The sequence below is a fragment of the Nisaea sp. genome (assembly GCF_017640745.1).
Taxonomy (GTDB): domain Bacteria; phylum Pseudomonadota; class Alphaproteobacteria; order Thalassobaculales; family Thalassobaculaceae; genus Nisaea.
This window is the reverse complement of the sequence record NZ_JAEPQA010000018.1, coordinates 1-26,774: the sequence shown is the minus strand read 5'-3', so window position 1 is coordinate 26,774 and position 26,774 is coordinate 1. Positions and strand designations below refer to the sequence as shown.

Sequence of the window (26,774 nt, the reverse complement as noted above, 5' to 3'; positions counted from 1 at the left end):
TGCGCCTCTGTTCTGTTCTTGTCCGTTCACGGTTTCTTGTCGTTGCCCCTCCCGGTGAGGAGGAAGAAGGCGGTGAGCAGCAAAATCGTCAGCCCGAGCAATGCCGTCGAAATGGCATTGACCTCGGGCGTGACCGCCCGCCGCAATTGACCGAGCATATAGGTCGGCAGGGTATCCTGTCCGGCCGACTTGACGAACTCGGTAATGATGACGTCGTCCAGCGAGATCACGAAAGCCAGCATGGCGCCGGCGACGATGCCCGGCAGGACCAGCGGCAGGGTGACCCGGCGGAAGGTCTGCCAGGGCGTGGCATAGAGATCCGCCGCCGCGATCTCCAGCGTGCGGTCCATGCCCTCAAGACGCGCCCGGATCGGCAGATAGGCGAAGGGCACACAGAATGCGGAATGGGCGAGGATCAGGTAGCCGAGGCCGGAATAGCCGGTCGCCACCTTGATCGAGGCGAAGAAGATCAGCAGCGCCACCGCGGTGACGATCTCCGGGACCATCAGCGGCTGGTTAATCATCACGTAGATGAAGGTGCTGCCCGGAAACTTCGCCGTCCGCGTCGTCCCGAGCGCCGCCATGGTCGCCAGCACCGTCGAGATGCCGGACGCCCAGAGCGCGATCACCAGCGAGCGGACGGTGGCTTCCTGCACCAGCTCGTTCTCCGCCGCAATCGCGTACCAGCGGAAGGAGAAGCCCTGCCAGAGTGCCACCGAATCCCCCGCGTTGAAGGAATAGATCACGATGATCACGATCGGCGCGTAGAGCGCCGCGAAGCAGGCCATGGTGATCGGGGTGACGCCCGGCAGCTGCCGGACCGAGAAGGATTTGCGCGCACGCTCAGCCATGGGGCTCCTCCCGCGAGGAGGCCCGGACATAGAGCAGCAGCGCGGCCATCACGATGAACAGCAGCAGGATCGAGAGCGAGGCCCCGAGCGGCCAGTTCCGGCCCTGCCCGAACTGCAGCTCGATGAAGTTCCCGATCATCATGTTCTTGCCGCCGCCGAGCACCCGCGGCGTCACATAGGCGCCGAGCGAGGGAACGAAGACCAGGATCGAGCCGGCGACGATGCCCGGCTTGATGATCGGCAGGATGATCCGGCGGAACACCTGCACCCGGTTCGCATAGAGATCGTAGCCGGCCTCGACGAGGCGGAAGTCGAGCCGCTCGATCGCGGCATAGAGCGGCAGCACCATCAGCGGCAGATAGACGTAGGACATGCCGATCAGCACGGCGGTGTCGGTATAGAGGATCTGCAACGGCTCCGTGATCACGCCGAGGTCGATCAGCGCGTTGTTCACGATGCCCTCGTTGCGCAGCATCTCGAGGATCGCGAAGGTGCGGATCAGCAGGTTGGTCCAGAACGGAATGGTGATCAGGAACAGCCAGAACATGCGCTGGCGGCCGGACCGGGTGGCGATGAAATAGGCTGTCGGCAAGCCGAGCAGCAGCGTGATCAGCGTGGTCGAGAGCGAGAGCCGGACGGAGCGCCAGAAGATCGTCAGATGCGCATCGGCGAGCCCGATCGTGTCGTCGAAGATGTCGCGCGAGAACAGGATCTGGAACCAGGCATTGAAGGTCGGCTCCCAGATCACGCCACTGAAATCGCCGGGCTTCAGGAAGGAATAGACCAGCACGATCAGCAGCGGCCCGGAGGCGCCGACGAGCAGGAGCGCAAGGGCCGGCAGCGAAAGCAGCCAGTTGCGCCGGATGCGGCGGGCGGCCGCGTCGGCTTCGAGGGTCCGCAGGCTGCCGCTCGCCTCGCTCATGCGGTCTCCTCGACGACGCGCAGCGCGCCTGTCGCGAAGCGGATACCGGTGCGCCCGCCTTTCTCGAGGCCGGCGTCGGAGCGCGCCGTGACCCTGGCGACGAGCGTGGCCCCGTCGCCGAGGTCGATATGGGCATGCATGTCGGTGCCGAAATAGACCAGCTCGGCGATCGTTCCGCTGAGGATACCCTCGGCCTCCGGACAGACATCGATCTGCTCAGGGCGAACCGCGACGGTGACGCGGGTTCCGGCGCCGAGGCCGTCCGGCATGGCGGCCGGTGCGGAGGCGCCGTTGCCGAGTTTGACCGCCGCTGGTCCTTCCACCTCGGCGGGCAGGAAGTTGGACTCGCCGATGAAGTCGGCGACGAATCGGTTGGCCGGCGCGTTGTAGATCTCGCGTGGGGCGCCGATCTGCAGGATCCGTCCGGCGCTCATCACCGCGATCCGGTCCGACATGGTCAGCGCTTCTTCCTGGTCGTGGGTGACGAAGATGAAGGTGATGCCGGTCTCGAGCTGCATGCGCTTCAGCTCGATCTGCATCTGCTTGCGCAATTTCAGGTCCAGCGCCGAGAGCGGCTCGTCGAGCAGTAGCACTGAGGGCCGCGGCGCGAGCGCGCGGGCAAGCGCGACGCGCTGCTGCTGGCCGCCGGAGAGCTGCGAGGGATAGCGCTCGGCCATCTGCTCCATGCGGACCAGCGCCAGAACCTCGGCGACGGCCGCGCCGATCTCGGATTTCTGCTTGCCGCGCATCTCGAGCCCGAAGCCGACATTCTGGGCCACCGTCAGATGGGGGAAGAGGGCGTAGCTCTGGAACACGGTGTTGACCGGCCGCCTGAAGGGCGGATCGGTGGTGATATCCTTGCCGTCGAGGATGATGCTGCCGAAGGTCGGGGTCTCGAAACCGGCGATCATCCGCAGCAGGGTGGTCTTGCCGCAGCCGGACGGGCCGAGCAGCGTGAAGAATTCGTTGGTCCTGATGTCGACGGAGACGTCGTCGAGCGCGCGAAGGCCACCCTCGGTCGGGCCGAAGATCTTGGTGATCGATTGGGCCGAAACCGCGACGTCGCTCATCGGCGCCCCTCCCGTGCCAGTGGCGGACGTTTGCTGAACCAGGGGGCTGCCCGCTCGAGCTCGGCGCAGACGCTCATCAGGAGTTCGTCCGCGCCGAAGGGGGCAGCGATATGGACACCGATCGGCAGGCCGTCGCTCGACCAGGCCAGCGGCAACGAGGCTGCGGGCTGGCCGGAGGCATTGAAGCAGGCGGTGTAGGGCGAATAGGCGAACACTCCGTCCGGGCCGAGCCGGTAATCGAGATAGCTTTCCCTGTCATGGGAGAAACGCCCGACCCGCGCCGGAGGTTCCGCCAGCGTCGGGCTGACCAAGAGATCGTAGCGATCGAGGAAGCCGGCCATCTGGCGGCCGTAGGCATGGACGGTTTCGAGCGCGTCCAGATAGTCCGCGCCGGAGATCGTCCGGGCGTATTCGCAGGCGCTGCGCGCGACGGGCTCGAGATCGTCAGGCTGCAACTCGCGGCCGAGCTTCTTCAGTTTCTGGCTGACGCCGAGCGCAGTGCCGCAGGCAACGATGGAAGTCCAGGACTGCATCATGCCCATCGTGTCCACGTCCGGGCGGGCGGGCTCGACATGGTGCCCCATCTGTTCCAGAAGCTTCGCCGCCGCTTCCGCCGCCGCGGCGCATTCCGGATGGACATTGTCGCCGTCGAAGGTTGTCGCGCAGAGGGCGACACGCAGTCCCTTCGGGCGCTTTTCCATCGCCTCGATGAAACTGCCCTCGAGCGGCGGCGCCACATAGGGCGCGCCGAGCTCCGGACCGGAGCCGATATCGAGCAGCAGCGCGCTGTCCCGCACCGAGCGGGTCAGGAACCCCTCGATCGCCATGCCGCCCCAGCCCTCGCCGGAGGCCGGACCGTCGGGCAGCCGGGCCCGCGTCGGTTTGAAACCGAAGAGGCCGCAGCTCGAGGCCGGAATGCGGATCGATCCGCCACCGTCGGAGCCGTGTGCGGCGGGAACGATCCCGGCCGAGACCGCGGCGCCGGAGCCGCCGGAGGAACCGCCCGGCGTATGGTCGAGGTTCCAGGGATTGCGGGTCGGCCCGCCATAGACCGCCGCCTCGGTCGCGCAGCCGATGCCGCCTTCCGGCGAGGTCGTGCGGGCAAAGACCACGAGACCCGCGGACAGTAGCCGTTCGACCAGCGTGGAATTATAGGAATAGGTCGTGTTCCGGAGCAGGCGCGAGCCGTTGTTTCCCGGAAAGCCGATGGCCTCGGCGCCGAGATCCTTCAGCAGGAACGGCACGCCTTTAAGTGGCCCGTCCGGCAGTCCCGCCGCGATATTGGCGCGGGCCCGATCGGCCTGGACCTGTGTGACGGCATTCAGCGCGGGGTTGAGAGTCTCGACCCGCTCCAGCGCGGTGGAGAGCAACTCGTCCGGGCTGAAGTCGCCCTTTGCAACGCCCTCGGCCAGTCCGGTTGCATCGAAGTCGTCATAGTCCGAAAGGCCCTGCATTTTCGTACGGTTTTCACATGGTTGGGAAACGGGATATGCGGCTGATCCGGCTCAAACAGTAGCAATTACCGGCTGGCATACAACGATTATTCTGTTGCTCCGGGTCCGGACGGGACCCCTTTGCCGGTCATTCTCGGCGCCGGAATATCGGTCTGTTGATCGCTGCCGATCCCTCCTGTCTTCCTCTACCGCTCCGATTTTTGCTACACTGAATAAGCGAAGAAGAAGCCGGAAAACCGGCTCGTTTCAGGGAGGAGCCTGCGGGTGGCGGCGAAATGATCGTCTCTTACGATCCGCTTCTGGTTGTGGCCTCGGTCGCTGTGGCGGCGATGGCCTCCTTTACCGGACTGCGTCTCCTGACCGGACTCCGTCACGTGGACAATGCGACCCGAAAGGCGCAGCTCGCGAAAGCCGCGATGGCGATCGGCGGAGGGATCTGGTCGATGCATTTCGTCGGCATGCTGGCCCTTCGTCTGCCGGTACCGGTCGCCTACGATCTGCTCTATACCCTCGGCTCGGTCCTGATCGCGATCCTGATCACGGGGGGCGGCCTCGCGCTCATGCATCTGGGCGCGCGCTCGCTCTTCAAGACCGTCGCGGCGGGGACGCTGATCGGCTGCGGTATCGTCGCGATGCACTATGTCGGGATGCAGGCCATGCAGGGCAGCTGCATCGTCAGCTACAGCCCGCTCGGCTTCGTGCTGCCTACCCTGATTGCGATCCTCTCCTCCACCTGCGCGCTGGCATTGGCCTACAAGAAGCGCACGCTCGCTCAGCTCAGCCTCGGAGCGCTGGTTCTCGGGATCACGATTTCCAGCATGCATTATTCGGCCATGGCCTTCACCGCCTTCGGTCGTACGGAGGTTATTGTTCCGGTGGAGGGCCCCGTGCTGCCGGATACCTATCTCGCCCTGGTGGTCGCCTTCGCCGCCTTCGTCGTCTGCGGCCTGTTCCTGCTCTCCGCGCTGCCGATGGAAGACGCTCCGAAGCCGGAAAGCGAGGAGGAGCGCGCGCCCGCGGCTCGTGTCAGCATCCCGCGCTCCGGAGAGGTTCCGGCGCAGCCGGAATGGCCGGCGACGATGCCGGCGTTCGGGCGGATCCGCATTCCCTATGAGCGTAACAACACGACCTATTTCCTGACCCCGGACGAAATCCGCTCGATCAAGGCCGACGGCCACTACACGGAGATCTATGACGGCGCGGCGCATGTCTTCTGTCCCTGGTCGCTCTCCAAGCTGGAGGACGTGCTGAAAGGCACCGCCTTCCTGCGGACTCACCGCAGCTTCCTGCTGAACACGGAACATGCCACGGGCTTCAAGCGCCAGAAGGACAAGGGCTTCGTATTGGTTGCCGGGCAAAGCCGGGAGACGGTGCCTGTGAGCCGGTCGCATATGGAAGACGTCCGCAAGGCGCTGGGACTCTAGACGCGTCCTCCCGGCATTTCGCAACTCGTGCAGCCAGCGCGCCGTTCGTGCAAGAGTTGCGTCTTGGGCGCAAAGCCATCTGTGCAACCTCCGCAGCCCATTCATCCTCTCTCCCAAGCGCCGGAAAACCGGCAACGAGGCCTTCAGAGCCGCAATCCTTGAGGGAGGATAGCCACAATGATCCCAGGATCATTCGAATATCATCGCCCGGACTCCGTCGACGGTGCCGTCGCCCTGCTGAACGAGCACGGCGACGAGGCGCGTCTGCTCGCGGGCGGGCACAGCCTGATTCCGATGATGAAGCTGCGCATGGCGGTGCCGTCGCACATCGTCGATCTTCAGGCGATCGAGAGTCTTCACGGTATCTCGGAGGAGGGCGGCGAGATCGTCATCGGCGCGCTGACCACCCAGCACGAGGTGCTGGCCTCCGCGCTCCTTGCAGGCAAATGCCCGATCCTGCCTGAAGCGGCAGCGCTGATCGCCGATCCGCAGGTGCGCTATTGCGGGACCATCGGCGGCAATGTCGCGAACGGCGATCCCGGCAATGACATGCCGGCGATCATGCAGGCACTCGGCGCGACCTATCGCGCGGTCGGTCCGAACGGCAGCCGGGACATCGCCGCCCGCGACTATTACGAGGCCGCCTATTTCACCGCACTCGAGGAAAACGAGGTCCTGACCCAGATCCGGATCCCGACGCCGGCGGCCGGGCACGGAGCCGCCTACGAGAAGCAGAAACGCAAGATCGGCGACTACGCCACCGCGGCGGCGGCGGTCATCCTGACCATGGACGGTGGACGCTGCAGCTCGGCTTCGATCGCGCTCACCAACGTGGCCGCAACTCCGCTCTACGCGGAAGCGGCGGCGGCCGCGCTGGTCGGTACGGATCTCGGGGAGGCGGCTGTCGACACGGCGGTGCGCCTCGCCGAGGAGATCACCGAACCGACGAGCGACGGACGGGGGCCGGCCGATTTCCGGACCCATGTCGCCGGGGTCATGGTGCGCCGCGCCATCGCCCGCGCCCAGAAGAACGCCGGTTGAGGGGAGCCGACCAATGGCAAAGATGCATGTCAAACTGAACGTGAACGGCGCCGAGGTCGAAGGCCTCGCCGAGCCGCGCACCCTGCTGATCCATTTCCTGCGTGAGCAGCTGAGCCTGACCGGCCCGCATATCGGCTGCGAGACGAGTCATTGCGGGGCCTGCACGGTCGATCTCAACGGCAAGTCGGTGAAGTCCTGCACCGTCTTCGTCGCCCAGGCGAACGGCGCGAAGGTGACCACGATCGAGGGGATCGCGAATGCCGACGGCACCCTGCATGCCCTGCAGGAGGCCTTCCGAGAGCATCACGGCCTGCAATGCGGCTTCTGCACGCCGGGCATGATCACGCGCGCCTACCGGCTGCTGCAGGAGAACCCCGATCCGAGCGAGACGGAAATCCGCTACGGCATCTCCGGCAACCTCTGCCGCTGCACCGGTTACCAGAACATCGTCAAGGCCATCCGGGCCGCGGCGGACGAGTTGAACGCGAGCAGGGAGGCAGCGCAATGAACGCCGAAGTCGCGAGCGTCGAGGAACGCAAACAGAACCTGAAAGGCATGGGCACGGCCCGCCGCCGGGTTGAGGATGCCCGCTTCGTGCAGGGCAAGGGCAACTATGTCGACGACATCAAGCTGCCGGGCATGCTGTTCGGCGATTTCGTCCGCTCGCCCTATGCCCATGCGCGCATCAAGTCGGTGAACAAGGAGGCGGCGCTGGCTGTGCCGGGGGTCAAGGCGGTGCTCACCGCGGACGACCTGAAGCCGGTCAATCTCGCCTGGATGCCGACGCTCGCCGGCGACGTGCAGATGGTGCTCGCCGACGGCAAGGTGCTGTTCCAGGGCCAGGAGGTCGCCTTCGTCATCGCCGAGGACCGCTATGCCGCCTCCGACGCGGCCGAGCTGGTCGAGGTCGAGTACGAGGAGCTGCCGGTCCTGGTCGATCCCTTCAAGGCGATGGATCCGGGCGCGCCGGTGCTGCGCGAGGACCTCGAGGGCAAGACCGAGGGCGCCCACGGGCCGCGCCGCCACCACAACCATATCTTCACCTGGGAGGTCGGCGACAAGGACGGCACCGAGAAGGCCCTCGCCGAGGCCGACGTGCTGGCGACGGAGCTGATCACCTACCAGCGCGTCCATCCCTGTCCGCTCGAGACCGCGGGCTGTGTCGCCAGCATGGACAAGGTGAACGGCCAGCTCACGCTCTGGGGCACCTTCCAGGCGCCGCACGCGGTGCGCACCGTGGCCTCGCTGATCTCCACCATCCCGGAACACAAGATCCGCGTCATCTCGCCGGATATCGGCGGCGGCTTCGGCAACAAGGTCGGCGTCTATCCGGGCTATATCTGCGCCGTCGTCGCCTCCATCGTGCTCGGCGTGCCGGTGAAGTGGATCGAGGACCGGATCGAGAACCTGCAATCGACCGCCTTCGCCCGCGACTACCACATGACCGGGGAGATCTCGGCGACGCGCGACGGGAAGATCACCGGGCTGAAATGCCACGTGCTGGCCGACCATGGCGGTTTCGACGCTTGCGCCGACCCGACCAAGTTTCCGGCCGGTTTCTTCAATATCTGTACCGGGTCCTACGATATCCCGGTCGCGCATGTGAGCGTCGACGGCGTCTACACCAACAAGGCGCCGGGCGGCGTCGCCTATCGCTGTTCCTTCCGGGTGACCGAGGCCTCCTATTTCATCGAGCGGATGGTGGACGTGCTCGCGCGCAAGCTGGAGATGGACCCGGCGGAACTCCGGATGAAGAACTTCATCAGGAAGGAGCAGTTCCCCTACACCTCGGCGCTCGGCTGGGAATACGACAGCGGCGACTATCACACGGCGATGGAAAAGGCGCTGGAGACGGTCAGCTACAAGGCGCTGAGGGAAGAGCAGAAGGCCAACCGCGAGGCTTTCGCGCGCGGCGAGACCCGCTCGCTGATGGGGGTCGGCGTCGGCTTCTTCACCGAGATCGTCGGGGCCGGTCCGATCAAGAACTGCGACATCCTCGGGCTTGGCATGTTCGACAGCTGCGAGATCCGCGTGCATCCGACGGGCAGCGCGATCGCCCGGCTCGGAACGATCAGTCAGGGGCAGGGACACGCCACCACCTTCGCCCAGATCCTGGCATCCGAGATCGGCATCCCGGCGGACCAGATCACCGTCGAGGAAGGCGACACCGACACCGCGCCCTACGGGCTCGGAACCTACGGCTCCCGCTCGACCCCGGTCGCCGGCGCGGCGACGGCGATGGCCGGCCGGAAGATCCGGGCGAAGGCGCAGATGATCGCTGCCTACCTGCTTGAGGTGCATGACGACGACGTCGAGTTCGAGGTCGACCGGTTCGTGGTGAAAGGTGCGCCGGAACGCTTCAAGACCATGGCCGAGGTCGCCTTCGCCGCCTACAACAGCGTCCCGCCGGGCATGGAGCCGGGTCTGGAGGCGGTCAGCTACTACGACCCGCCGAACATGACCTATCCGTTCGGGGCCTATATCTGCGTCGTCGATATCGACGTCGATACCGGGGTGACCGACATCCGCCGCTTCTACGCGCTGGACGATTGCGGCACCCGGATCAATCCGATGATCATCGAGGGCCAGGTGCATGGCGGCCTGACCGAGGCGCTCGCCATCGCGATGGGCCAGGAGATCTCCTATGACGAGATGGGGAACGTGAAGGGCGCGAGCCTGATGGACTTCTTCCTGCCGACGGCGGTGGAGACCCCGGTCTGGGAGACCGACTTCACCGTGACCCCGTCGCCGCACCATCCGATCGGCGCCAAGGGGGTCGGAGAGTCGCCGAATGTCGGCGGCGTCTCGGCCTTCTCCAACGCGGTCAACGATGCCTTCGCCCATCTCGGTCTGACCCACACGCAGATGCCGCACGATCACTGGCGGGTGTGGAAGACAGCCGAGCGGCTCGGCGTCACGGCATAGGACCCCACCTTGCGGGCCGGGCGGCGGATCATGCGCCGTCCGGCCCGGGTTTTCGGGCCATGAAAGATTACAAGGAACTTCAGGCAGAACTCGCGGAGACCGGCTACATCGCGGAGGGCAGCCTCGCGATGGCGCTGACGCTCGCCACCGAGATCCACCGCCCGCTGCTGCTGGAGGGCGAAGCGGGGGTCGGCAAGACCGATATCGCGCGGGCGCTGGCGGCGCTGCTCGGCACCCGGCTGATCCGCCTGCAGTGCTACGAGGGGCTGGACGCGAACGCGACGCTCTACGAGTGGAACTATCAGCGCCAGCTGCTCTCCATCCGGGCCCGCGAGGCGACCGAAGGCGCGGATTCCGCCGAGAGCCTGGAGAAGCATATCTTCTCCGAGGACTATCTCCTCCGCCGGCCGCTGCTGGAGGCGATCAGCCAGCTCGAGCCGCCGGTCCTCCTGATCGACGAGATCGACCGCGCCGACGAGGAGTTCGAGGCCTTCCTGCTGGAACTGCTCGCCGACTACCAGGTGACAGTGCCTGAGCTCGGCACCATCGAGGCGGTCTCGATCCCGCATGTGATCCTGACCTCGAACGGCACCCGCGCGCTCTCCGACGCGCTCCGCCGGCGCTGCCTCTATTCTTTCGTCGACTATCCGGACGCGGAAAAGGAACGGGCGATCCTCGCCGCCCGCATGCCGGAGATCGACGCGGAGCTTGCCCGGCGCATCGTAGGCTTCGTCCAGCAGCTCCGCCGCGAGGATCTGGAGAAGGTCCCCGGGATCGCGGAGACTCTCGACTGGGCGACGGCGCTCGTCGGCCTCAGGGTGGACAAGCTGGAGGACAATCTCGAGCTGCTGCAGGCGAGCCTGATCTGCCTGCTGAAGACCGAGGCGGACCAGCGGGCGATCGTGCCGGAGGTCACCCGGCGGCTCCTCGGGAAGGTCGCCTGAGCATGACGGAGACTGGCGAGATTGATGCCTTGCCGGGGCCGCGGGAGCGGATGCGGGGCTTCATCGCCCATCTCCGGCTGAACGGTTTCACTCTCGGCCCCTCCGAGACCGCCCTCGCGCTCGATATCGTCGGGCGCCTCGAAAGGCCGACGCCGGACGGCGTCCGGGCGGCGCTCAAAGTCGCGCTCTCTGGCTGCCGGGAGGACTGGGAGCGGTTCGACGACCTGTTCCCCGTCTACTGGTTCGGGGAAGGCGTGAAGCGCGCCACGGTCCTGCGCGGCGAGAACACGAGCACACCGAAGCGGGCACGGCCCGCGCTCTGGGACAAGGTGCTGCCGCCGGAAGAGAGCGTGGGCCGGCCGATCGGCGCGGCGGCACAGGCGGCGGGCGGGAGCGATGCGGAGGAAGATACGGACGCGCCCTCGGCGCCGCACCGGATCGCCGCGGACCGGCGCGACAGCCTGTTCAAGACCGACCTGCGCGAGATCGCCGCGAAAGAGGATATCGCCGAGGCCGAACGGGTGGCCGAACGTCTCGCGAAGGCGATGCGCTACCGGCTCAGCCGCCGCCGCAAGCCGTCCGCGCGGGGGCGGAGCCTCGATCTCCGGCGCACCATACGGCGTAACATCGCCCATGGCGGGGAGCCGGTCGACCTCCTGCGGCGGACCCGGCCGGACCGTCCGGTGCGCGTCGTCGTGCTGCTCGACGTCTCCGGCTCGATGAAGCTCTACAGCCGCTATTTCCTGCTCTTCGTGCGCGGGTTGCTGAGCCGTTGGATGCGGGCCGACGCCTATCTGTTCCATACCCGTCTCGTCCGCGTGACGGAGGCGCTCACGGACAAGGACCCGTTCCGGGCGCTGGCGAAGCTCTCGCTCATGATCGAGGGCTTCGGCGGCGGCACGCGGATCGCCGGCGCGCTTGCCGATTTCAACGCGCGCTACGCAAAAGAGGCGATCGACAGCCGCACCGTCGTCGTCATCCTGAGCGACGGCTATGACACCGAGGCGCCGGAAGATCTGGCACGGGAACTCAAACGGCTGCGGACCCGCGCGCGCCGCATCGTCTGGCTCAACCCGCTGCTCGGCTGGAAGGACTACGAGCCGGTGGCGCGGGGCATGGCGGCCGCACTGCCGCATATCGACCATTTCGCCGCGGCGAACAGCCTGCAGGCGCTGGCGGCGCTCGAGCCCGAGCTCGCGGCCATCTAGGGAGGCGGATGCATGGAACGGCACCACGATGATGTCTTCTCCGCGATCGCGGCTTTGATGGAGGTGGAAGCGGAATTCTGCGTCGCCACCGTGGTGCGGACGCAGAACGCGACCAGCGCCAAGGCCGGGGCCAAGGCGGTGGTTCTTTCAGATGGAGTCATCAAGGGCTTTCTCGGTGGCGGCTGTGTCCAGGGGGCCGTGCGCCGCTCCGCCGCGGAGGTGCTCGCGGCGGGAGAGCCCCGGCTGATCCGGGTGAAGCCCGGCGACGAGGTGGTCGAGCGGCTGGATCGCGACGGCGTCGAACTGCACAAGAGCGGCTGCCCGAGCGGCGGGACGGTCGATATCTTCATCGAACCGATGCGTCAGGCGCCGCGTCTGGTGATCTGCGGCGGCTCGCCGGTCGCGACGGTGCTGGCGCGGCTCGCGGCGACGCTCGGCTACCGGGTGACGGCGGCGGCCCTCGCGGAAGATCTCGACGGCTTCGCCGCTGATGCAACGCGGCACGAGGGCTTCGCGCTCGATGGTCTCGATCTCAGGCAGCGCGATTTCGTTGTCGTCGCGACCCAGGGCAAGCGCGACCGCGAGGCGCTTGCCGCCGCGCTCGGCAGCGATGCCGGCTTCGTCTCCTTCGTCGGCAGCCGCCGCAAGGCGCAGGCGCTGCGCGCGCAGCTGGCCGATCGCGGCGTGCCGGAGGCGCGACTCGATGCGCTGAAGGCGCCCGCCGGTCTCGACATCAACGCCATCGAGCCGGAGGAAATCGCCCTTTCCATCATGGCGGAACTGGTCGCGGTCCGGCGGCAAGAGGCGCGGGATCGAGCCGTCACCGGCGGGCGGGCGACGGCATGAGACGCCGGCTCGGTTCCATCGGCGGACGCCTCCGCTCCCTGCTTCACCGGGCGCTCGACCAGGTTTCGGACACGACGCCGGTCTGCTGCTGAGCTACGGGTGCGTCTCGGACGGCGCGTAGGGACCGGAGGTCGGCGTCTCCGCCAGGTCGGCGGGACGGAAACTGTCGATCCTGGCGAGGTTCCATGGAGTCGCAAAGGCCACCGGGCACTCCTCCTCGAAGAGCTGCCCCGGCTTCAGGCGGTGATGCAGGATGCTCGTCGGATCGGTCGAGCGGATATGCAGCGTCTCCGGCCGGATCTGGCTCGGATCGTCGAGCCCCATGGCGCCGAGCATCTCGGCGAAGCCGTGCAGCGTGTTGCGGTGGAAGTTCGCCACCCGCTTGTACTTGTCCTCGACCACCAGACCGCGCTGCCGCGTCGGGTCCTGCGTCGCGACGCCGGTCGGGCAGCGGTTGGTGTGGCAGGCCCTGGCCTGGATGCAGCCGACCGCGAACATGAAGCCGCGGGCCGAATTGCACCAGTCGGCGCCGAGCGCGAGCGCGGTCGCGATATCCGCGCCGGAGATGATCTTGCCGCTGGCGCCGATGCGGATCCGCTCCCGGACCCCGGCCCCGATCAGGGTCATATGCACGAAATGCAGCCCCTCGCGCAGCGGCATGCCGAGACTGTTGGTGAATTCCACCGGCGCGGCGCCGGTGCCGCCCTCCTTGCCGTCGACGACGATGAAATCGGGATAGATGCCCTGCGCGATCATCGCCTTGCAGATCGCCATGAATTCGTGTGGATGGCCGACGCAGAGCTTGAAGCCGACCGGCTTGCCCTTCGCGAGCCGGCGCAGCTCGCCGAGGAAGGAGACCATGCCCTCGGGCGTCGAGAAGGACGGGTGCGAAGCCGGCGAGACGCAATCCTGTCCCATCGGAATGCCGCGGGTCTCGGCGATCTCCGGCGTGATCTTGGACGCCGGAAGAACGCCGCCATGGCCGGGCTTCGCGCCCTGGGAGAGCTTCAGCTCGATCATCTTGACCTGCGGGTCGGCGGCGGTCGCGGCGAATTTGTCAGGGTCGAACTTTCCGTCCGCGGTACGGCAGCCGAAATATCCGGAGGCGATCTGCCAGATCAGGTCGCCGCCATGACGCCGGTGATGCGGCGAGATCGAGCCCTCCCCTGTATCGTGCGCGAAGCCGCCGGTGGCGGCGCCCTTGTTGAGCGCGGCGATCGCGTTGGCGCTGAGCGCGCCGAAGCTCATGCCCGAGACATTGAAGAGAGAGATGTCGTAGGGCTGCGTGCAGTCCGGCCCGCCGACCCTGCGCCGGAAATTGTCCGTCTTCGGATGAACCGGGGCGAGGGAATGGGTGAAATATCCGTAGCCCGCCTTGTACACGTCCATCTGGGTGCCGAAGGGAACCGTCTCCTGTTCCTGCTTGGCGCGCTGATAGACCAGCGAGCGCTGTTCCCGGTTGAACGGGAAGGCGTCGGCATCGCTCTCGATCAGGTACTGGCGGATCTCCGGGCGGATGCCTTCGAACAGCCAGCGCATATGGGCGAGAAGCGGGTAGTTGCGGAGCAGGCTGTGCCGGGTCTGGACGAGGTCCCGGATCCCGAGGAGCGACAACGGCGCGGTGACGGCGAGAGCGATCCAGCCCCAGAAAAAGCCGGCAAGTCCGAGGCCGAATGAGACGAAAGCTGCTGCGACGAACGCAGCGAAGAACGCAAAGCGCATCAGGAAATCTCTCCCCCCACTGACACCGGCCCCGGGGCCAAGGGTAGACTTTGATTCGGTTACCGGAAAGGCTGGATCGCAGGTCCGAACATCTAAGGCACGACACCGGTTGCGACGTGCGAGTCAATCAGTTCAGCCACCTCCGGGTACCACATGTCCGAGGGGCGGCTGTCGAACATGATGTCCAGGAACCAGGCCGCAACTCCAGCCTGGAGAAAAATCGCGCGGTCCCGGTCCTGTTCCCGCAATGGGGCTGCATTCAGGACGGCATAGTCGGCGTCGATCCGGTACTGGTGGAACCCGAGCCTGCCGCCTGCCGCCAATTGTCTCTCGATCCCGCCGATGAAAACAGTCGTGCATGCTGAACTGCATTCAGACATGACCAATGTATTCAGACCATTCTGCCTGATGGTATTCGAGAGCCCCCTGGCTTCGTAGATATTGCCGCCGGCGCTGGCCAGAATGACCTGTTTTACACCCGGATACGCTTCGAGCTGGCGCTTGAGATGGCGGGTAATGCCAAGCTCCAATGAACCGTTCAAGATCAGCGACTGTCCGTCGGATGTCGGTTCGATGCTGTATTTTCCGGCGCGTTCCGCTTCATATGCGGTTTGAAGTCTGAGATCATCCGGTGCCGGAAAGGTCATGTGCCACGCATCGATCGCGTAGGTGACGACCCAAAACGAGGCCACGACCAGGATCAGCTGAGCGCCCCAGACCGGGGCCATGTATCCGCTGGTGCGGATATGGGCCTCAGCGGCGCGTATGACTCCAACCGCCTGCCAGACAAATAAGACTCCATGAAAGAACAAGGCCAGAAGCAGGACCAATAGCTGATCGTCATGGAAATCCTGCCCCTTTCCGGGGCGGAGCAGTTCTTGCAGCCCAAATACCACGACGCGAACCAAGACAAGATTGATCCAGAAGGACCATGCAAACCCATGTTCGCCGCGCCAATGCCCGGTCAGGTATCGACTGACTGTGTGAAACAGGGTGCCCCTCATCGGATGAAAGCGCCTCGATCTTGACGGATCGCTGACGGCTATTATCCCGGGCATTGTTTTGTGATGCAAACCCGGCACCGGTCTGAGCGTGTCCCGGTGCAGCGAGCAGACTACCCGAGGTCTTCCATACCTGTTCCGTATGGAACAAGCGGTAGAAACTCGACGTGCCGGTTTAAGGGAAAAGTTTGGCGCACCCGAGAGGATTCGAACCTCTGACCTCTGCCTTCGGAGGGCAGCGCTCTATCCAGCTGAGCTACGGGTGCATGCCGGGGCCGTGCCGGGAAGTCCCGGCAGGCGAGCGAGGCGGAAACTACCCGCGCGGGCGCGCTCATGCAAGGAGAAAGCGGCGCGGGCGGAAGGCCTAAAGCCCACCCTTGCCCGGGGGCTGTGCGGCGGCGTCGCGCTCGACACGGGTGATCGCCCGGTCGAGCTGTTCGAGAAGCGCGTCGGTCTCCACCGAACGGGCGAGCACGCCCTGTTCGAAAATCAGATGCAGGGCGTCGACATGACGCCTGACGGAACCGATACGCCGTTCCAGCGGCAGTTCCATTAACTGTACGTCACGGGCGACGGGTCTGGTCAGCCGGTCGAGCCGCGCGGCGATCTCCGCGATGACGCCGTAGCCGAAAGTCGAGGCCTGGCCTTTCAGATCGTGGGCGATCCGCATGGCCATGATCCAGGGCTCCGCGGAACGGCCACCGGACTCCTCGATCTCTTCGGCAAGCGCCGAAAGCCGTTTCAGCTCCGCCCGCAGAACCGGCAGGTAGTCTTCCGCGGTCGGGGCGTCCGTCGGGATGTGGCGGCTGCCGGCCCGGGCCTCCAGTTTGTCGGAAAGGCGCCGCGCCGGGATGCCCGGCCCTTCTATCTGACGGCGCCGGCGGTCGGGTCCGACATAGCTGTCGGTGGCGAGAAAGTCGCGCGGCCGGGTGAACACGGCATGCAGGCGCTTCTTCAGCTTGTCGGCGGAAACCGGTTTGACGAGATACTCGGTCACGCCCGCATCGCGCGCCGCGACGATCTGCGGTTCCTCGCTGACAGATGTCAGCATGACGACCGGGAGGCTGCGCACTTCGGGGGAACCATGCTGCCGCAGTCCGCTGACGAAGGTGAAACCGTCGGTCGGTTCCATCATCCAGTCGCAGATGATCACGTCGTAGCGCCGGGCCTTCAGCTTCTCCATCGCGTCCGAACCATCGGTCGCCTCGCCGATCTCGCCGAACCCGAATTCGCGCAGCAGCGAACGCAGCAGCTGGCGCATGAGATGGCTGTCCTCCACGATCAGCGCGGAGCGCGAATCGAAGAGCCTGTCGCTTGCACCGGACGCCTTCCTCACGGCTGCTCCTTCTCTTCGGCCATGAAGGCGGCAAGGGCTTCGCGCTGCGGGCCGGTCAGTTCCGTCTCGCGTTCGGACGCGCCGTTCTGCCCCGGGTGCGGCCTCCGGCAGCGCTCGACGATGTCGGCGCGGCCGAGGACCTCTCCGATCCGGCGCAACAGCTCCGGTTCGGAAATCGGTTTGACCACGGCGCCGGCCATCCCTGACTCGATGAAACGGTCGAGATCCTCCGGCAGCGCGTCGGCGGTCAGGGCAAGCACCGGAGGAGTCGAGCCGTTCAGACGCTGTTTGAGGATTTTCATGGCCGTGAGGCCATCCATCTTGGGCATGTTGATGTCCATCAGGATGCAATCGTAGGCGTCCTCGACCGCACGCTCGACGGCTTCCTTTCCGTCCCGGGCAAAGACGTAGCTTGCTCCGTGGCGGCGCAGGATGTGCGAGACGACCTGCCGGTTGGTCGCGTTGTCCTCGGCGACGAGCAGCCGGAGGCCGACCAGCAACGGCTCGGAGAAAATCTGGCGTTCGATCGGCACGTCGACGTCTGAGATCGTGACCGGCAGACTGACGGAAAAGGTGCTGCCCTCGCCCGGCTTGCTCCTGAGGGTGATCGTGCCGTTCATGCGTTCGACCAGCGCGCGGGTGATCGACAGGCCGATGCCGAGGCCCTCGCCGCCGGCCACTTGCGCGAACCGCTCGAAAATCCGGTGCTGTTCCTCTTCCGGAATCCCTATCCCGCTATCGGTGACGTCGATGAGCAGATGAGGGCGCTGACCCGAAGACGAGTGCAGCACCGCGCGCAGGCGGATCGTCCCGTCCTCCGTGAACTTGACGGCATTGGTCAGCAGGTTGACCAGGATCTGTTTCATCCGGCCCCGGTCGCCTTGGATCGAATTGCCGTCCAGCCCCTCGGTATTGACGAGGATCTCGTTGTCCCTGTCCTGCGCCGGGGCGGCAAGCATCGCGGCAACCTCGTGCATCAGGATCTCGGGATCGAAGACGGACTCGTTGAAGCGGAACTTGTCGGTCTCGATCCGGGTCGCGTCGATGACGTCGTCGACCAGCGTGCAAAGCATGTCGGCGGAGGTGGTCGCGGTGTCTGCCATTTCGCGGATCGCCGGGGTCCGCGTCTGGTAGCCGATTTCCCGCAACAATCCGATCATGGCATTCAGAGGTGTCCGCATCTCGTGGCTCATGCTGGCAAGGAAGCGGCTCTTGGCCCGGCTGGATTCCTCCGCCCGCTCAAGCGCCTTCGAGAGTTGCCGCCGACCCTGGTGCAGGGCGCCGAGCTGCTTGATCGTGACGAGGGCGAGGAGACTGCTGATGCTGATGATCACGACAAGCGTCGCGACCAGATAGGTCATGATGTCGAGCAGGGTGAGCTGGTGCGCCGTCTGCTCGGCGGCCGCATCGCGCACGACTTCAAGAGACAGACGCTGCAAGGGCGCGCCGAAGCCGGCGAGCCCGGCCGAGATGATGCGGCCACGGACGGCCGGATGGGCCGGTGCGGATGCAAGCCGGCGGTCGATGATCTCCTCCGCGGCGAGCAGTTCCGTCAGCACCATATCGAAACCACCGGTCTCGCGGACCGCCCGGTAGGCCTCACCATTCTGCAATGTCAGGACCCGGCTGACGAAAATGTCGTAGCGCGTCTGGAGGTCCTCGGCGGTGATCTTTCCGGTCTCGGACTGCTCCAGGGCGAGCGAGAGTTTCAGATATTCGGCCTGCAGCTGATATGCCGCCCACTGGTAGTTTTCCTGCGGTTCGGCGATCTCGGATTTCAGCTGGCTGTAGATCGTGACCGCCACGGCTGCCGCCGCCAGGCTGGCGACGATCACCGCCACGGCCGCGATGGTCAGCCGCCGGATCCTCGTCCTGTCCTTTCCCCGCGCGGAGTCCACGTCACTGCACCACGAGCGTACGCAGTTGCCAGGCCGACCAGTTTAGGAAATCGTCCGTCACCAGTTTCGGGTCAGAGTCGTAGGGGAAGACGATCCACAGCGGTCCCTTGTCCCGGACGGACATCGGTTTGCCGTTCTGGCGCACGGCAACGAGCGCGCCCGCGGCGGTCGCCTCGGCAACCGGGATTTCGGCGGCATAGTCGTTAAGGGCGATGGCGCGGAGTTTTACGCCCTTGGCGCCGACATGCGCCAATAGCGTCTTCAGAGGGATGCCCCTGAATTCCTGAACTCCCTGGGTCCAGGGCGTGCTTGTCCTGATCGTCTCGGTCGCCATCGATTCAAGGGTCTCCCGGTCGAAATCGACAGCGCTGCCGCCGGCGAGATTGCCGCTCACGGTGAGCAGGGGCTCGCCCGCGGCGCGCGCCGGACCGGTCCAGGCCGGGCTGCCGCCAATCACGGCCAACAGGAGAAAGAACGCGCATGCTCTCAGGCAGGTCCGCAATGACATGTGTGGCGCCCCTTGATGTGATCGTAAGAGGCGTTGGATACCGAAGAACATTTAAAATACGGTTTAGATTTCTTTCTGCACGCCTAGCGTGCCCGGTCCCGCGGGACCGGGCGGCAGAATTCGGGGAGCGCGCGCGCGCCGCCTTTGACCGTGAGTTCGGCTCCACTAGGGAGTGGGCCGGACGGGTTCTCCAGCCAGGCGGCGATATCGGTGCTGACCAGATCTCCCTCGAGATCCCTGAACAGCATGTGGTAGCCGTTCTCGTAAAGCGCGAGCCGCCAGCGGCGCGCGCCGCCCGGTCCGTCCGGCAGGGTCTGCAACATGCGGCAGGTCGGGCCGCGCGGAATGATCCCGTCCTCCTTGCCGTAGAGCACCAGAAGCGGCGTGTCGAGCAGCGGCGCTGCCTCCAGGGCCCGGTCCATGAGTCCCGTCAGACCCCAGGCGGATTCGATCCGTGTCTCCTTGATCATCATCGGGTCGTAATAGAGCCGCCGCAGCATCTCGATATTGTCCGACGGAAGTTTCGGCAGGGTCTGCGGCCGCACATGAATCCTGGGAGCGAGATGGGCGCCGGCGGTGAGCGCGCCGCGCTGCCAGGCATTCATCGTGCTGCGTCCCCAGACCGCGGGCGCGGACAGGACGGCGCCGTCGAGGCGCGGCGGACTGTAGCCGCCGAGTGCCGCCATGATGACGGCTCCGCCCATGCTTTCGCCGAGCGCATAGACCGGCAGGTCCGGATGCGCTTTGCGCAGCAGTTCGGTGACGGTGTCGAGATCGCGGATCATCGCCTCCGCGCCGGCCCAGTCGCCGCGCATCGAGGTGCCGCCGAAGCCGCGCTGGTCGTAGGCGATGACGAGCAGGCCCCTGGCGGCGAGCAAGGGCCCGAGATCGCGATAGGCGCCGGAATAGTCGTTGAAACCGTGCAGGGCGATCACCGCGGCCTTCGGCGTCCCGTCCGGGCTCCAGCGCTGGTAGGGAAGGAGCCCGCCGTCCTGCATCACCAGGACGTCTTCGCGGATTTCCGCCGGGCGGTGCGCTTCCACGCGCGGTGCGACGGAGGGGGTACAGGCCGCTCCGGCCAGAAGGACAAGAGCGGCAATCAGAAGTCCGGTACCCGCCTTACGCCGCATGAATGCGGCCGGCCCCCTGCTTGGCGCTGGTGAGCTCGAGGAAGATGTCCTCGAGATCGCTTTCCTCGGTGCTGATGTCTTGGATGTGGTAGCCGGCGGAAGCGAGCGCACCGAGGATGCGGGCGATCGGACCGTCGCTCTTGCGAAACTCGAAGGTCAGCCGGTTGGGCGCGCTGATCTGCACCGCAAAGGACGAGAGCGCGTGCGGCAGTTTCTCGGGCACCTCCGGCAGCTCTTCGGCGACGGTCACCGTGACCGTCTTCGCGTCGAGCCGGCGCATCAGGTTTTCCTTGGTATCGCAGGCGATGACCTCGCCGTGATTGATGATCGCGATGCGGTCGCAGAGCTCTTCCGCCTCTTCCAGGTAGTGCGTGGTGAGCAGGATCGTGACGCCGCGCCGGTTGAGCTCCCGGACATTGTCCCAGAGCTTGCGGCGCAGCTCGATATCGACACCGGCGGTCGGCTCGTCGAGCACCAGGATCGGCGGATTGTGCACCATCGCCTTGGCGACCAGCAGGCGCCGCCGCATGCCGCCGGAGAGCGAGCGGGTATAGGCGTCCGCCTTGTCCGCGAGATCGACAAGTTCGAGGATCTCGTCCGTGCGGCGTTCGGATTTCGGCACGCCGTAGAGCCCAGCCTGGAGGTCGAGGAGTTCGCGCGGGCTGAAGAAGGCGTCGATGTTCAGTTCCTGCGGCACGATGCCGATCGCGGCGCGCGCCTGTCGCGGATCCTCGTCGATATCGATGCCCCAGACCCTTGCCGTGCCGCCGCTCTTGTTCACCATGCCGGCGAGGATGTTGATCAGCGTCGATTTTCCGGCGCCGTTCGGTCCGAGAAGGGCGAAGATCGAGCCGCGCGGAACCTCAAGATCGATGCCTTTGAGGGCATGCTTGCGGCGCGGACTGCCGGCCCGGCCGTAGACTTTCTCCAGCCCCTTGATCTCAAGGGCGAGCGCGGGGGCGGTCCGGATGGTCTGGGTCTGGTTCGGCACTGGAAAAGACTCTTTGCAGGCGATTGAAAATACGCGGCGAATGGCTATTATCTCCCGGCATTCCAGGATCGGAGACTGGGCTCAATATAGGTGCCCGTGCGTGGAAGGACCAGTCAGATGGCAAAACCGTTCGAAGTGATCACTGTTACGGAAAAGCGCGTCGCCTGCGACGGTGGAAAGGGTGCGCTCGGCCATCCGCGGGTCTTCCTGACGATCGACCACCATGACGGCAAGGTAACCTGCCCCTATTGTTCCCGCGAATTCGTCTACAGCAAGCCCGTGGCGGGCGAAAGCGCGGCCTGACGCGCTTCAGGTGGCAACCGGTTTGCGGCCCGAAAGCTGCCAGTAGAGATTTCCCTCCGTCTTTTTCACGGCAAAGCCCCTGAGTTCGCCGGCCTCCGACGAGACTTCGACATGCTCGAAGCCGGCGGCACGCAATTTCTCGGTCAGTGTTCTGCCGCTGAACGCGGTCCTGTGCGCCATGAAGTCATTGCCCCGGGCGAGCTCCCAAGAGGCTCCGAACAGCATGTCGAGGCCCGTCACCTCTCTCGGACCTTCCAGGGTATCCGCCTCATAGAGCTTGGTTTCGGGGCCATGCTCCAGAATGGCCCGGCAGATCGCGACAAGGTCGGGCGTCCGCACGATGGCGAAGCCGGTATCGTCCAGCACGCGATGGAAGTTGCTGAAGCAGAGCGGTACCTCGTGATAATCGAGGTGTTCGATATTGTGCTTCGAGAACAGCATTTGCCCCGTACCGTCCGCGACCTTTGACAGGGTCCGGATGTCGTCGACGATATCGGGCTCGACGTCGGGATCGAGGTCGATACGGATCTCCTTCCACTGGGTTTCGAAATCGAGTGGAGGTAGGGTTTCCTTGCTTTGGCGTCCGCAGCCGACATGCAGAAGTGTTTTCATCGAATGCGTATTCCGCTGTTAGCCGGGGTTTCCGTGATTTGAAGGTTATGGCTCATTCGGGCGTATCCACCATGTTCTGTACGCGCCCGGTGACCTCCCAGAAAAGGTTGTTCTCGACCTTCTTCATCGCCATGGCGAAGAGTCCGAGGCCGTTCGGGACCGTACGGATTTCCACTCCCTCGAATCCGGCGGCGCGAAGTTTGCGGTAGAGCGTCCGCTTGGTAAAGGCGGTGCGGTGCGCCATGAACCGGTTGCCCCTGGCGATTTCCCAGCTCGCTCCGAACAGCATGTCGAGGGCCATGACGTCGTGCTGTTCGCCATAGACGTTCGAGCGGTAGAGCGGCCTCTCCGGCCCGTGTTCGATCACCCGCCGGCAAATGCCTTCCAGATCGGGCGTGCGGATGGTTGCGAATCCCCGATCATCCAGCACCCGGTGAAAATTGGCGAGGCATTGCGGTACGACGTGGGACTCGAGATGCTCGATATTGTGCTTGGAGAACACCATCATCGCCGACCCGTCCGGGATCTTCGACAGGGTTGCGATATCGTCGACCACGTCCGGCTCGACGGATGGATCGATATCCACCCGGACCTCGCACCACTCGTTCTCGAAGTCGAACGGCGGCAGGATCTCGGTGCTCTGGCGCCCACAGCCCACATGCAGCAAAGTTTTCATCAAGTCTCGATTCGGCCTTTCCATCGGGGGCTTCATGCATACAGCCGCCGCACCGGGCGTTCAATCGCCCTGACCGCCTGTCCTTAGCCAAACTGCTTGTCATGAAGTGTTCCGCCGCTAGACTCCGGCGAGGTTTCCCCGACGCCCAAGCTGGACCGCAGCCATGACCGATCTCGCGATTCCCGACGATCAGACCGCCGCCTCGAACGGCGACAATCATCTCTATCTGGTCGACGGCTCCGGCTATATCTTCCGCGCGTTCCACGCCCTGCCGTCGATGAACCGGTCCGACGGCACGCCGACCAACGCGGTCTTCGGCTTCACCAACATGCTGCTGAAGCTGGTCGAGGATATCGAGGCCGATCATGTCGCCGTCATCTTTGATACCAAGCGGCTGACCTTCCGCAACGAGATCTTCGCCGACTACAAGGCCAACCGGGACGAGCCGCCTGAGGATCTGAGGCCGCAATTCTCGCTGATCCGCGATGCCGTCCGCGCTTTCAACGTGCCCTGCCTGGAGATGGAGGGGTACGAGGCGGACGACCTGATCGCGACCTATGCGAAGCAGGCCAAGCAGAAGGGGATGCGGGTCACCATCGTCTCCTCCGACAAGGACCTGATGCAGCTCGTCGACGACGGCGTCGACATGTACGACCCCATGAAGAACCGCGCGATCGGCCCGGATGAGGTTTTCGAGAAGTTCGGCGTCGGTCCCGACAAGGTGGTCGACGTCCAGTCGCTCGCCGGAGACAGCGTCGACAACGTCCCGGGGGTGCCCGGGATCGGCATCAAGACCGCGGCGCAACTGATCACCGAATATGGCGATCTCGACACTCTTCTGGCGCGGGCGGAGGAGATCAAGCAGCCGAAGCGCCGGCAGAACCTGATCGAGTTCGCCGAGCAGGCCCGGATCTCGCGGGAACTGGTTCGTCTGAAGGACGATGTCGAGGTCGAGGAACCGCTTGAGCGGCTCACGGTCGAGGATCCGGACCACGCGACCGTGCTCGCCTTCCTGAAGGAAATGGAGTTCAAGCGCCTGATCGCGCGCTACGAGGCCGAGCTCGCGGACGGCGAGGCTGCGTCGAGTGGAAGCAAGACGGCAGGCGCGCCGGCGGAGGGCTCGGTCGGCTCGCCGAAGCCGGAAGGAGAGGTCGCTTACGAACTCGTGCAGGAGGTCGCCGATCTCGAGCGCTGGATCGCGATGGCGCATGCGGAAGGGACGGTCGCGATCGACACCGAGACGACCTCGCTGAACGCGATGCAGGCCGATCTGGTCGGCGTTTCCATGAGTGTCCAGCCGGGCAAGGCCTGCTACATCCCGCTCGGTCACGAGAGCGAGGGCGAGGCGCAGGGCAGCCTGCTGGACGGCGGATCGGATAAGGAACGTCCGAAGCAGATCGATACGAAAGCGGCGCTCGACCTGCTAAAAGCTCTCTTCGAGGATCCGTCGGTCCTCAAGGTTCTGCACAACGCGAAATACGACCTGCTCGTGCTGGCGCAGGAGCGGAACGGCGGAATGAATGTCGCGCCGGTCGACGACACGATGTGCATGTCCTACGTGCTGGAGGGCGGTCTGCACGGGCACGGGCTCGATGAGCTCTCGGAGCTGCATTTCGACCACTCCAACATCAAGTACGCGGATGTCTGCGGCAAGGGGAAGACGCAGATCCCGTTTTCCCGGGTGGCGCTGGACAAGGCGCTCGACTATGCGGCCGAGGATGCGGACATGACGATCCGCCTGCATCGGACGCTTCGTCCCGAACTGCCGAAAGCCGGTCTGCTGACCGTTTACGAGACGCTTGAACGGCCGCTGATTCCGGTGCTGACGGGGATGGAGAAGGCCGGCATCCGGGTTGATCCGCAGATCCTGCGCGACATGTCGAAGGATTTCGAAAAGCGGCTGGACGAGCTTGCGGTGGATATCCACAAGCTCGCGGGCGAGGAATTCAATATCGGATCGCCGAAACAGCTCGGCGAGATCCTGTTCGACAAGATGGGGCTTTCGGGCGGCAAGAAGGGCAAGACCGGCGCCTATGCGACCGGCGCCGAGGTGCTCGACGAGCTCGCGGCGCAGGGCCACGACCTGCCGGCCCGGGTGCTCGACTGGCGCCAGCTCTCCAAGCTGAAATCGACCTATACCGACGCGCTGGTCGAGGCGATCAACCCCGAAACCAGGCGCATCCACACCTCCTATTCGATGACCGGGGCCAGCACCGGACGGCTGAGTTCCAACGATCCGAACCTGCAGAACATTCCGATCCGCTCCGAGGAGGGCCGGAAAATCCGCACCGCCTTTGTCGCCGAGCCCGGCAACAAGCTGCTGGCGGTCGACTATTCCCAGATCGAGCTTCGGCTGGTCGCCCATATCGCCGATATCGAGAGCCTCAAGCAGGCCTTCCGCGACGGCATCGACATTCACGCCCAGACCGCGTCGGAGGTGTTCGGCGTGCCGCTGAAGGACATGGATCCGACGACCCGGCGTAACGCCAAGGCGATCAATTTCGGCATCATCTACGGGATTTCCGCTTTCGGTCTCGCCCGCCAGATCGGCACCGAACCTGGCGTCGCGAAGAAATATATCGACGCCTATTTCGAGCGCTATCCGGGCATCCGGGACTATATGAACGAAACCAAGAGCGCGGCCCGCGAGCACGGCTATGTCACCACGATCTTCGGCCGCCGGGTCCACATCCCGGGGATCAAGGACAACAACCCGGCCCGCCGCGCCTTCTCCGAGCGCGCCGCGATCAACGCGCCGATCCAGGGCTCGGCCGCCGACGTGATCAAGCGCGCCATGGTGCGGATCGATCCGGCGCTCGACGAGGCCGGCCTGAAGGCGAAGATGCTGCTCCAGGTGCATGACGAATTGCTGTTCGAAGTGCCGGAAGCCGAGCTTGAGAAGACGACGGAGGTGGTCCGCCGGGTGATGGAGGGCGCCGCCGAGCCGGTTGTCGACCTGTCCGTGCCGCTGGTCGCCGATGCCGGGACCGGCGACAGCTGGGCCGAAGCGCATTAGAGCGGAGGCATCATGAGCAATCTGCCGAGACCGAAACCGAAGCCCAAGGCGAAACCGCTCCCCGTCACCGTCCGTCAGGCGGAGGAACGGGACAAGCCGCGGATGGTCGAGATCATGGACCAGTGCTGGGAGGCGACCTGGATGCCGTTCATGCCGCCGGCGGTCCCGGCCCGGTACCGGAACGAGAATCTCGGTCAGGCCTTCGTCGATCACGCCTGGCAGACCTGCCGGGTCGCCGAGGCGGACGACGGGAAAACCGGAATCGTCGGCTTTTCCTTCCTGATCGACAGGCAGATCAAGACCATCCAGATTTTGCCGGAGCATCAGCGCCGCGGCGTCGGCCGTGCGCTTCTGGTGGATGCCGAAGCCGAGCTTGCGAAGGCTGGGCATGCGGCCGTCTATGTGGAATGCGACGTCTTCAATGCCCGCGCGGCCGTGTTCTACCGCGCCATGGGCTACGAGGAGACCGGCCGGATCGACACCGACATCCTCGGTTACAAGGTCGCGACGCACGTGTTCGAGAAGAAGCTCGGGGATACTTGAATCGGAGCGACCGGCTCAGGCCGGTAGAGTGAAAATCAATCTTTGCGACACAGCACCATCGGAGTGTCCGGATTGATCGTGCGGTTGAGTTGAATCTGACGTGTCCAGCTCTCGGGACATGTCTCAAGGTTGAAGTAGGACATCTGGCCGGATGTGCCGGACACAAGCTGATTACGCGTATAGAACGCTGCTCCGGAACTGATGAGCGAGGAAAGGCTTGCCCCGTCGCAGTTGCTGTTTGGCGAGTTGGTATTGGCGTTGAAAGAGCCGTCGGCATTGAAGTCGTAATCAACATTCTGCGAGATACCGACGCTGTAGGTGTGGCGGTATCTGACCAGACCAGATCCCCCCTC

The 26,774-nt window shown here is 65.2% G+C and carries 24 protein-coding genes and 1 tRNA gene; 10 read left to right on the top strand and 15 right to left on the bottom strand.

The genetic code is table 11. From position 1 onward, the window contains the following. Positions 1 to 26: 26 nt before the first annotated feature. Genes JJ959_RS13490 through JJ959_RS13475 form a run of 4 tightly spaced genes read right to left on the bottom strand, consistent with a single transcriptional unit; the run spans position 27 to position 4,297 of the window. A complete protein-coding gene (locus JJ959_RS13490; protein ID WP_292884390.1) occupies positions 27 to 851 on the bottom strand; it encodes an ABC transporter permease in 825 nt (274 codons plus the stop codon). After that, positions 844 to 1,773 (bottom strand): ABC transporter permease, encoded by a 930-nt coding sequence (locus JJ959_RS13485; RefSeq protein ID WP_292884388.1) that lies wholly within the window; start codon positions 1,771 to 1,773, stop codon positions 844 to 846. The genes JJ959_RS13490 and JJ959_RS13485 overlap by 8 nt, the downstream gene beginning before the upstream one ends. Beyond that, positions 1,770 to 2,843 (bottom strand): ABC transporter ATP-binding protein, encoded by a 1,074-nt coding sequence (locus tag JJ959_RS13480; protein WP_292884386.1) that lies wholly within the window; start codon positions 2,841 to 2,843, stop codon positions 1,770 to 1,772. Before JJ959_RS13480 ends, JJ959_RS13485 begins: the two co-directional genes overlap by 4 nt. Further along, the gene (locus JJ959_RS13475) at positions 2,840 to 4,297 is read right to left on the bottom strand and encodes an amidase (RefSeq protein WP_292884384.1); all 1,458 of its coding nucleotides are present in this window, start codon (positions 4,295 to 4,297) and stop codon (positions 2,840 to 2,842) included. Before JJ959_RS13475 ends, JJ959_RS13480 begins: the two co-directional genes overlap by 4 nt. Before the next feature lie 275 nt (positions 4,298 to 4,572). Between JJ959_RS13475 and JJ959_RS13470 the strand changes: the two genes are divergently transcribed. From JJ959_RS13470 to JJ959_RS13440, 7 genes are all read left to right on the top strand, one after another. Continuing rightward, positions 4,573 to 5,721, top strand: a complete 1,149-nt coding sequence (locus tag JJ959_RS13470) for an MHYT domain-containing protein (RefSeq protein ID WP_292884383.1) — start codon at positions 4,573 to 4,575, stop codon at positions 5,719 to 5,721. Between the two features lie 177 nt (positions 5,722 to 5,898). Further along, positions 5,899 to 6,762 (top strand): xanthine dehydrogenase family protein subunit M, encoded by an 864-nt coding sequence (locus JJ959_RS13465; RefSeq protein ID WP_292884382.1) that lies wholly within the window; start codon positions 5,899 to 5,901, stop codon positions 6,760 to 6,762. Between the two features lie 13 nt (positions 6,763 to 6,775). Then, on the top strand, positions 6,776 to 7,270 hold the full coding sequence (locus JJ959_RS13460) for a (2Fe-2S)-binding protein (protein WP_292884380.1): 495 nt from the start codon (positions 6,776 to 6,778) through the stop codon (positions 7,268 to 7,270). Then, positions 7,267 to 9,687, top strand: coding sequence for an aerobic carbon-monoxide dehydrogenase large subunit (locus JJ959_RS13455; protein WP_292884378.1), 2,421 nt, complete (start codon positions 7,267 to 7,269; stop codon positions 9,685 to 9,687). The genes JJ959_RS13460 and JJ959_RS13455 overlap by 4 nt, the downstream gene beginning before the upstream one ends. Positions 9,688 to 9,746: 59 nt before the next feature. Further along, positions 9,747 to 10,631 (top strand): MoxR family ATPase, encoded by an 885-nt coding sequence (locus JJ959_RS13450; protein ID WP_292884377.1) that lies wholly within the window; start codon positions 9,747 to 9,749, stop codon positions 10,629 to 10,631. A 2-nt stretch (positions 10,632 to 10,633) separates the two neighbouring features. After that, positions 10,634 to 11,839: a VWA domain-containing protein gene (locus JJ959_RS13445; RefSeq protein WP_292884375.1), complete on the top strand. Its 1,206-nt coding sequence runs from the start codon at positions 10,634 to 10,636 to the stop codon at positions 11,837 to 11,839. A 12-nt stretch (positions 11,840 to 11,851) separates the two neighbouring features. After that, complete coding sequence (locus JJ959_RS13440; protein WP_292884373.1) at positions 11,852 to 12,685, top strand: XdhC family protein; 834 nt, start codon at positions 11,852 to 11,854, stop codon at positions 12,683 to 12,685. Positions 12,686 to 12,778: 93 nt separating this feature from the next. On the opposite strand, the gene JJ959_RS13435 is transcribed toward JJ959_RS13440, so the two are convergent. From JJ959_RS13435 to JJ959_RS13400, 8 genes are all read right to left on the bottom strand, one after another. Next, on the bottom strand, positions 12,779 to 14,407 hold the full coding sequence (locus JJ959_RS13435) for an FMN-binding glutamate synthase family protein (protein WP_292884371.1): 1,629 nt from the start codon (positions 14,405 to 14,407) through the stop codon (positions 12,779 to 12,781). Positions 14,408 to 14,499: 92 nt separating this feature from the next. Beyond that, positions 14,500 to 15,411 carry a hypothetical protein gene (locus JJ959_RS13430; RefSeq protein WP_292884369.1) on the bottom strand — a complete coding sequence of 304 codons (912 nt, stop codon included), beginning with the start codon at positions 15,409 to 15,411 and terminating at the stop codon, positions 14,500 to 14,502. Positions 15,412 to 15,597: 186 nt separating this feature from the next. After that, positions 15,598 to 15,674 (bottom strand) — tRNA-Arg (locus JJ959_RS13425). Between the two features lie 98 nt (positions 15,675 to 15,772). Next, positions 15,773 to 16,744, bottom strand: a complete 972-nt coding sequence (locus JJ959_RS13420; protein WP_292884367.1) for a response regulator — start codon at positions 16,742 to 16,744, stop codon at positions 15,773 to 15,775. Continuing rightward, positions 16,741 to 18,642, bottom strand: a complete 1,902-nt coding sequence (locus JJ959_RS13415) for an ATP-binding protein (protein WP_292884365.1) — start codon at positions 18,640 to 18,642, stop codon at positions 16,741 to 16,743. The genes JJ959_RS13420 and JJ959_RS13415 overlap by 4 nt, the downstream gene beginning before the upstream one ends. Before the next feature lies 1 nt (position 18,643). Continuing rightward, a complete protein-coding gene (locus JJ959_RS13410; protein WP_292884363.1) occupies positions 18,644 to 19,150 on the bottom strand; it encodes a molybdopterin-dependent oxidoreductase in 507 nt (168 codons plus the stop codon). A gap of 83 nt (positions 19,151 to 19,233) precedes the next feature. After that, positions 19,234 to 20,280, bottom strand: coding sequence for an alpha/beta hydrolase (locus tag JJ959_RS13405; protein ID WP_292884361.1), 1,047 nt, complete (start codon positions 20,278 to 20,280; stop codon positions 19,234 to 19,236). Continuing rightward, entirely contained in the window at positions 20,270 to 21,271 is a 1,002-nt protein-coding gene (locus JJ959_RS13400) for an ABC transporter ATP-binding protein (RefSeq protein WP_292884359.1), read from the bottom strand. The genes JJ959_RS13405 and JJ959_RS13400 overlap by 11 nt, the downstream gene beginning before the upstream one ends. A 117-nt stretch (positions 21,272 to 21,388) precedes the next feature. Between JJ959_RS13400 and JJ959_RS13395 the strand changes: the two genes are divergently transcribed. Beyond that, positions 21,389 to 21,574, top strand: a complete 186-nt coding sequence (locus tag JJ959_RS13395; RefSeq protein ID WP_292884357.1) for a zinc-finger domain-containing protein — start codon at positions 21,389 to 21,391, stop codon at positions 21,572 to 21,574. A gap of 6 nt (positions 21,575 to 21,580) precedes the next feature. On the opposite strand, the gene JJ959_RS13390 is transcribed toward JJ959_RS13395, so the two are convergent. Further along, positions 21,581 to 22,186: an SAM-dependent methyltransferase gene (locus tag JJ959_RS13390; protein ID WP_292884355.1), complete on the bottom strand. Its 606-nt coding sequence runs from the start codon at positions 22,184 to 22,186 to the stop codon at positions 21,581 to 21,583. Positions 22,187 to 22,238: 52 nt separating this feature from the next. After that, positions 22,239 to 22,862, bottom strand: coding sequence for an SAM-dependent methyltransferase (locus JJ959_RS13385; RefSeq protein ID WP_292884353.1), 624 nt, complete (start codon positions 22,860 to 22,862; stop codon positions 22,239 to 22,241). Positions 22,863 to 23,025: 163 nt separating this feature from the next. Between JJ959_RS13385 and polA the strand changes: the two genes are divergently transcribed. After that, positions 23,026 to 25,878, top strand: coding sequence for a DNA polymerase I (polA, locus tag JJ959_RS13380; RefSeq protein WP_292884351.1), 2,853 nt, complete (start codon positions 23,026 to 23,028; stop codon positions 25,876 to 25,878). A 12-nt stretch (positions 25,879 to 25,890) separates the two neighbouring features. After that, a complete protein-coding gene (locus JJ959_RS13375) occupies positions 25,891 to 26,421 on the top strand; it encodes a GNAT family N-acetyltransferase (protein ID WP_292884350.1) in 531 nt (176 codons plus the stop codon). A 35-nt stretch (positions 26,422 to 26,456) separates the two neighbouring features. Here the strand turns inward: JJ959_RS13375 and JJ959_RS13370 are convergent. Beyond that, the coding region (locus JJ959_RS13370; RefSeq protein WP_292884349.1) for a hypothetical protein at positions 26,457 to 26,774 on the bottom strand (318 nt) is incomplete at its 5' end.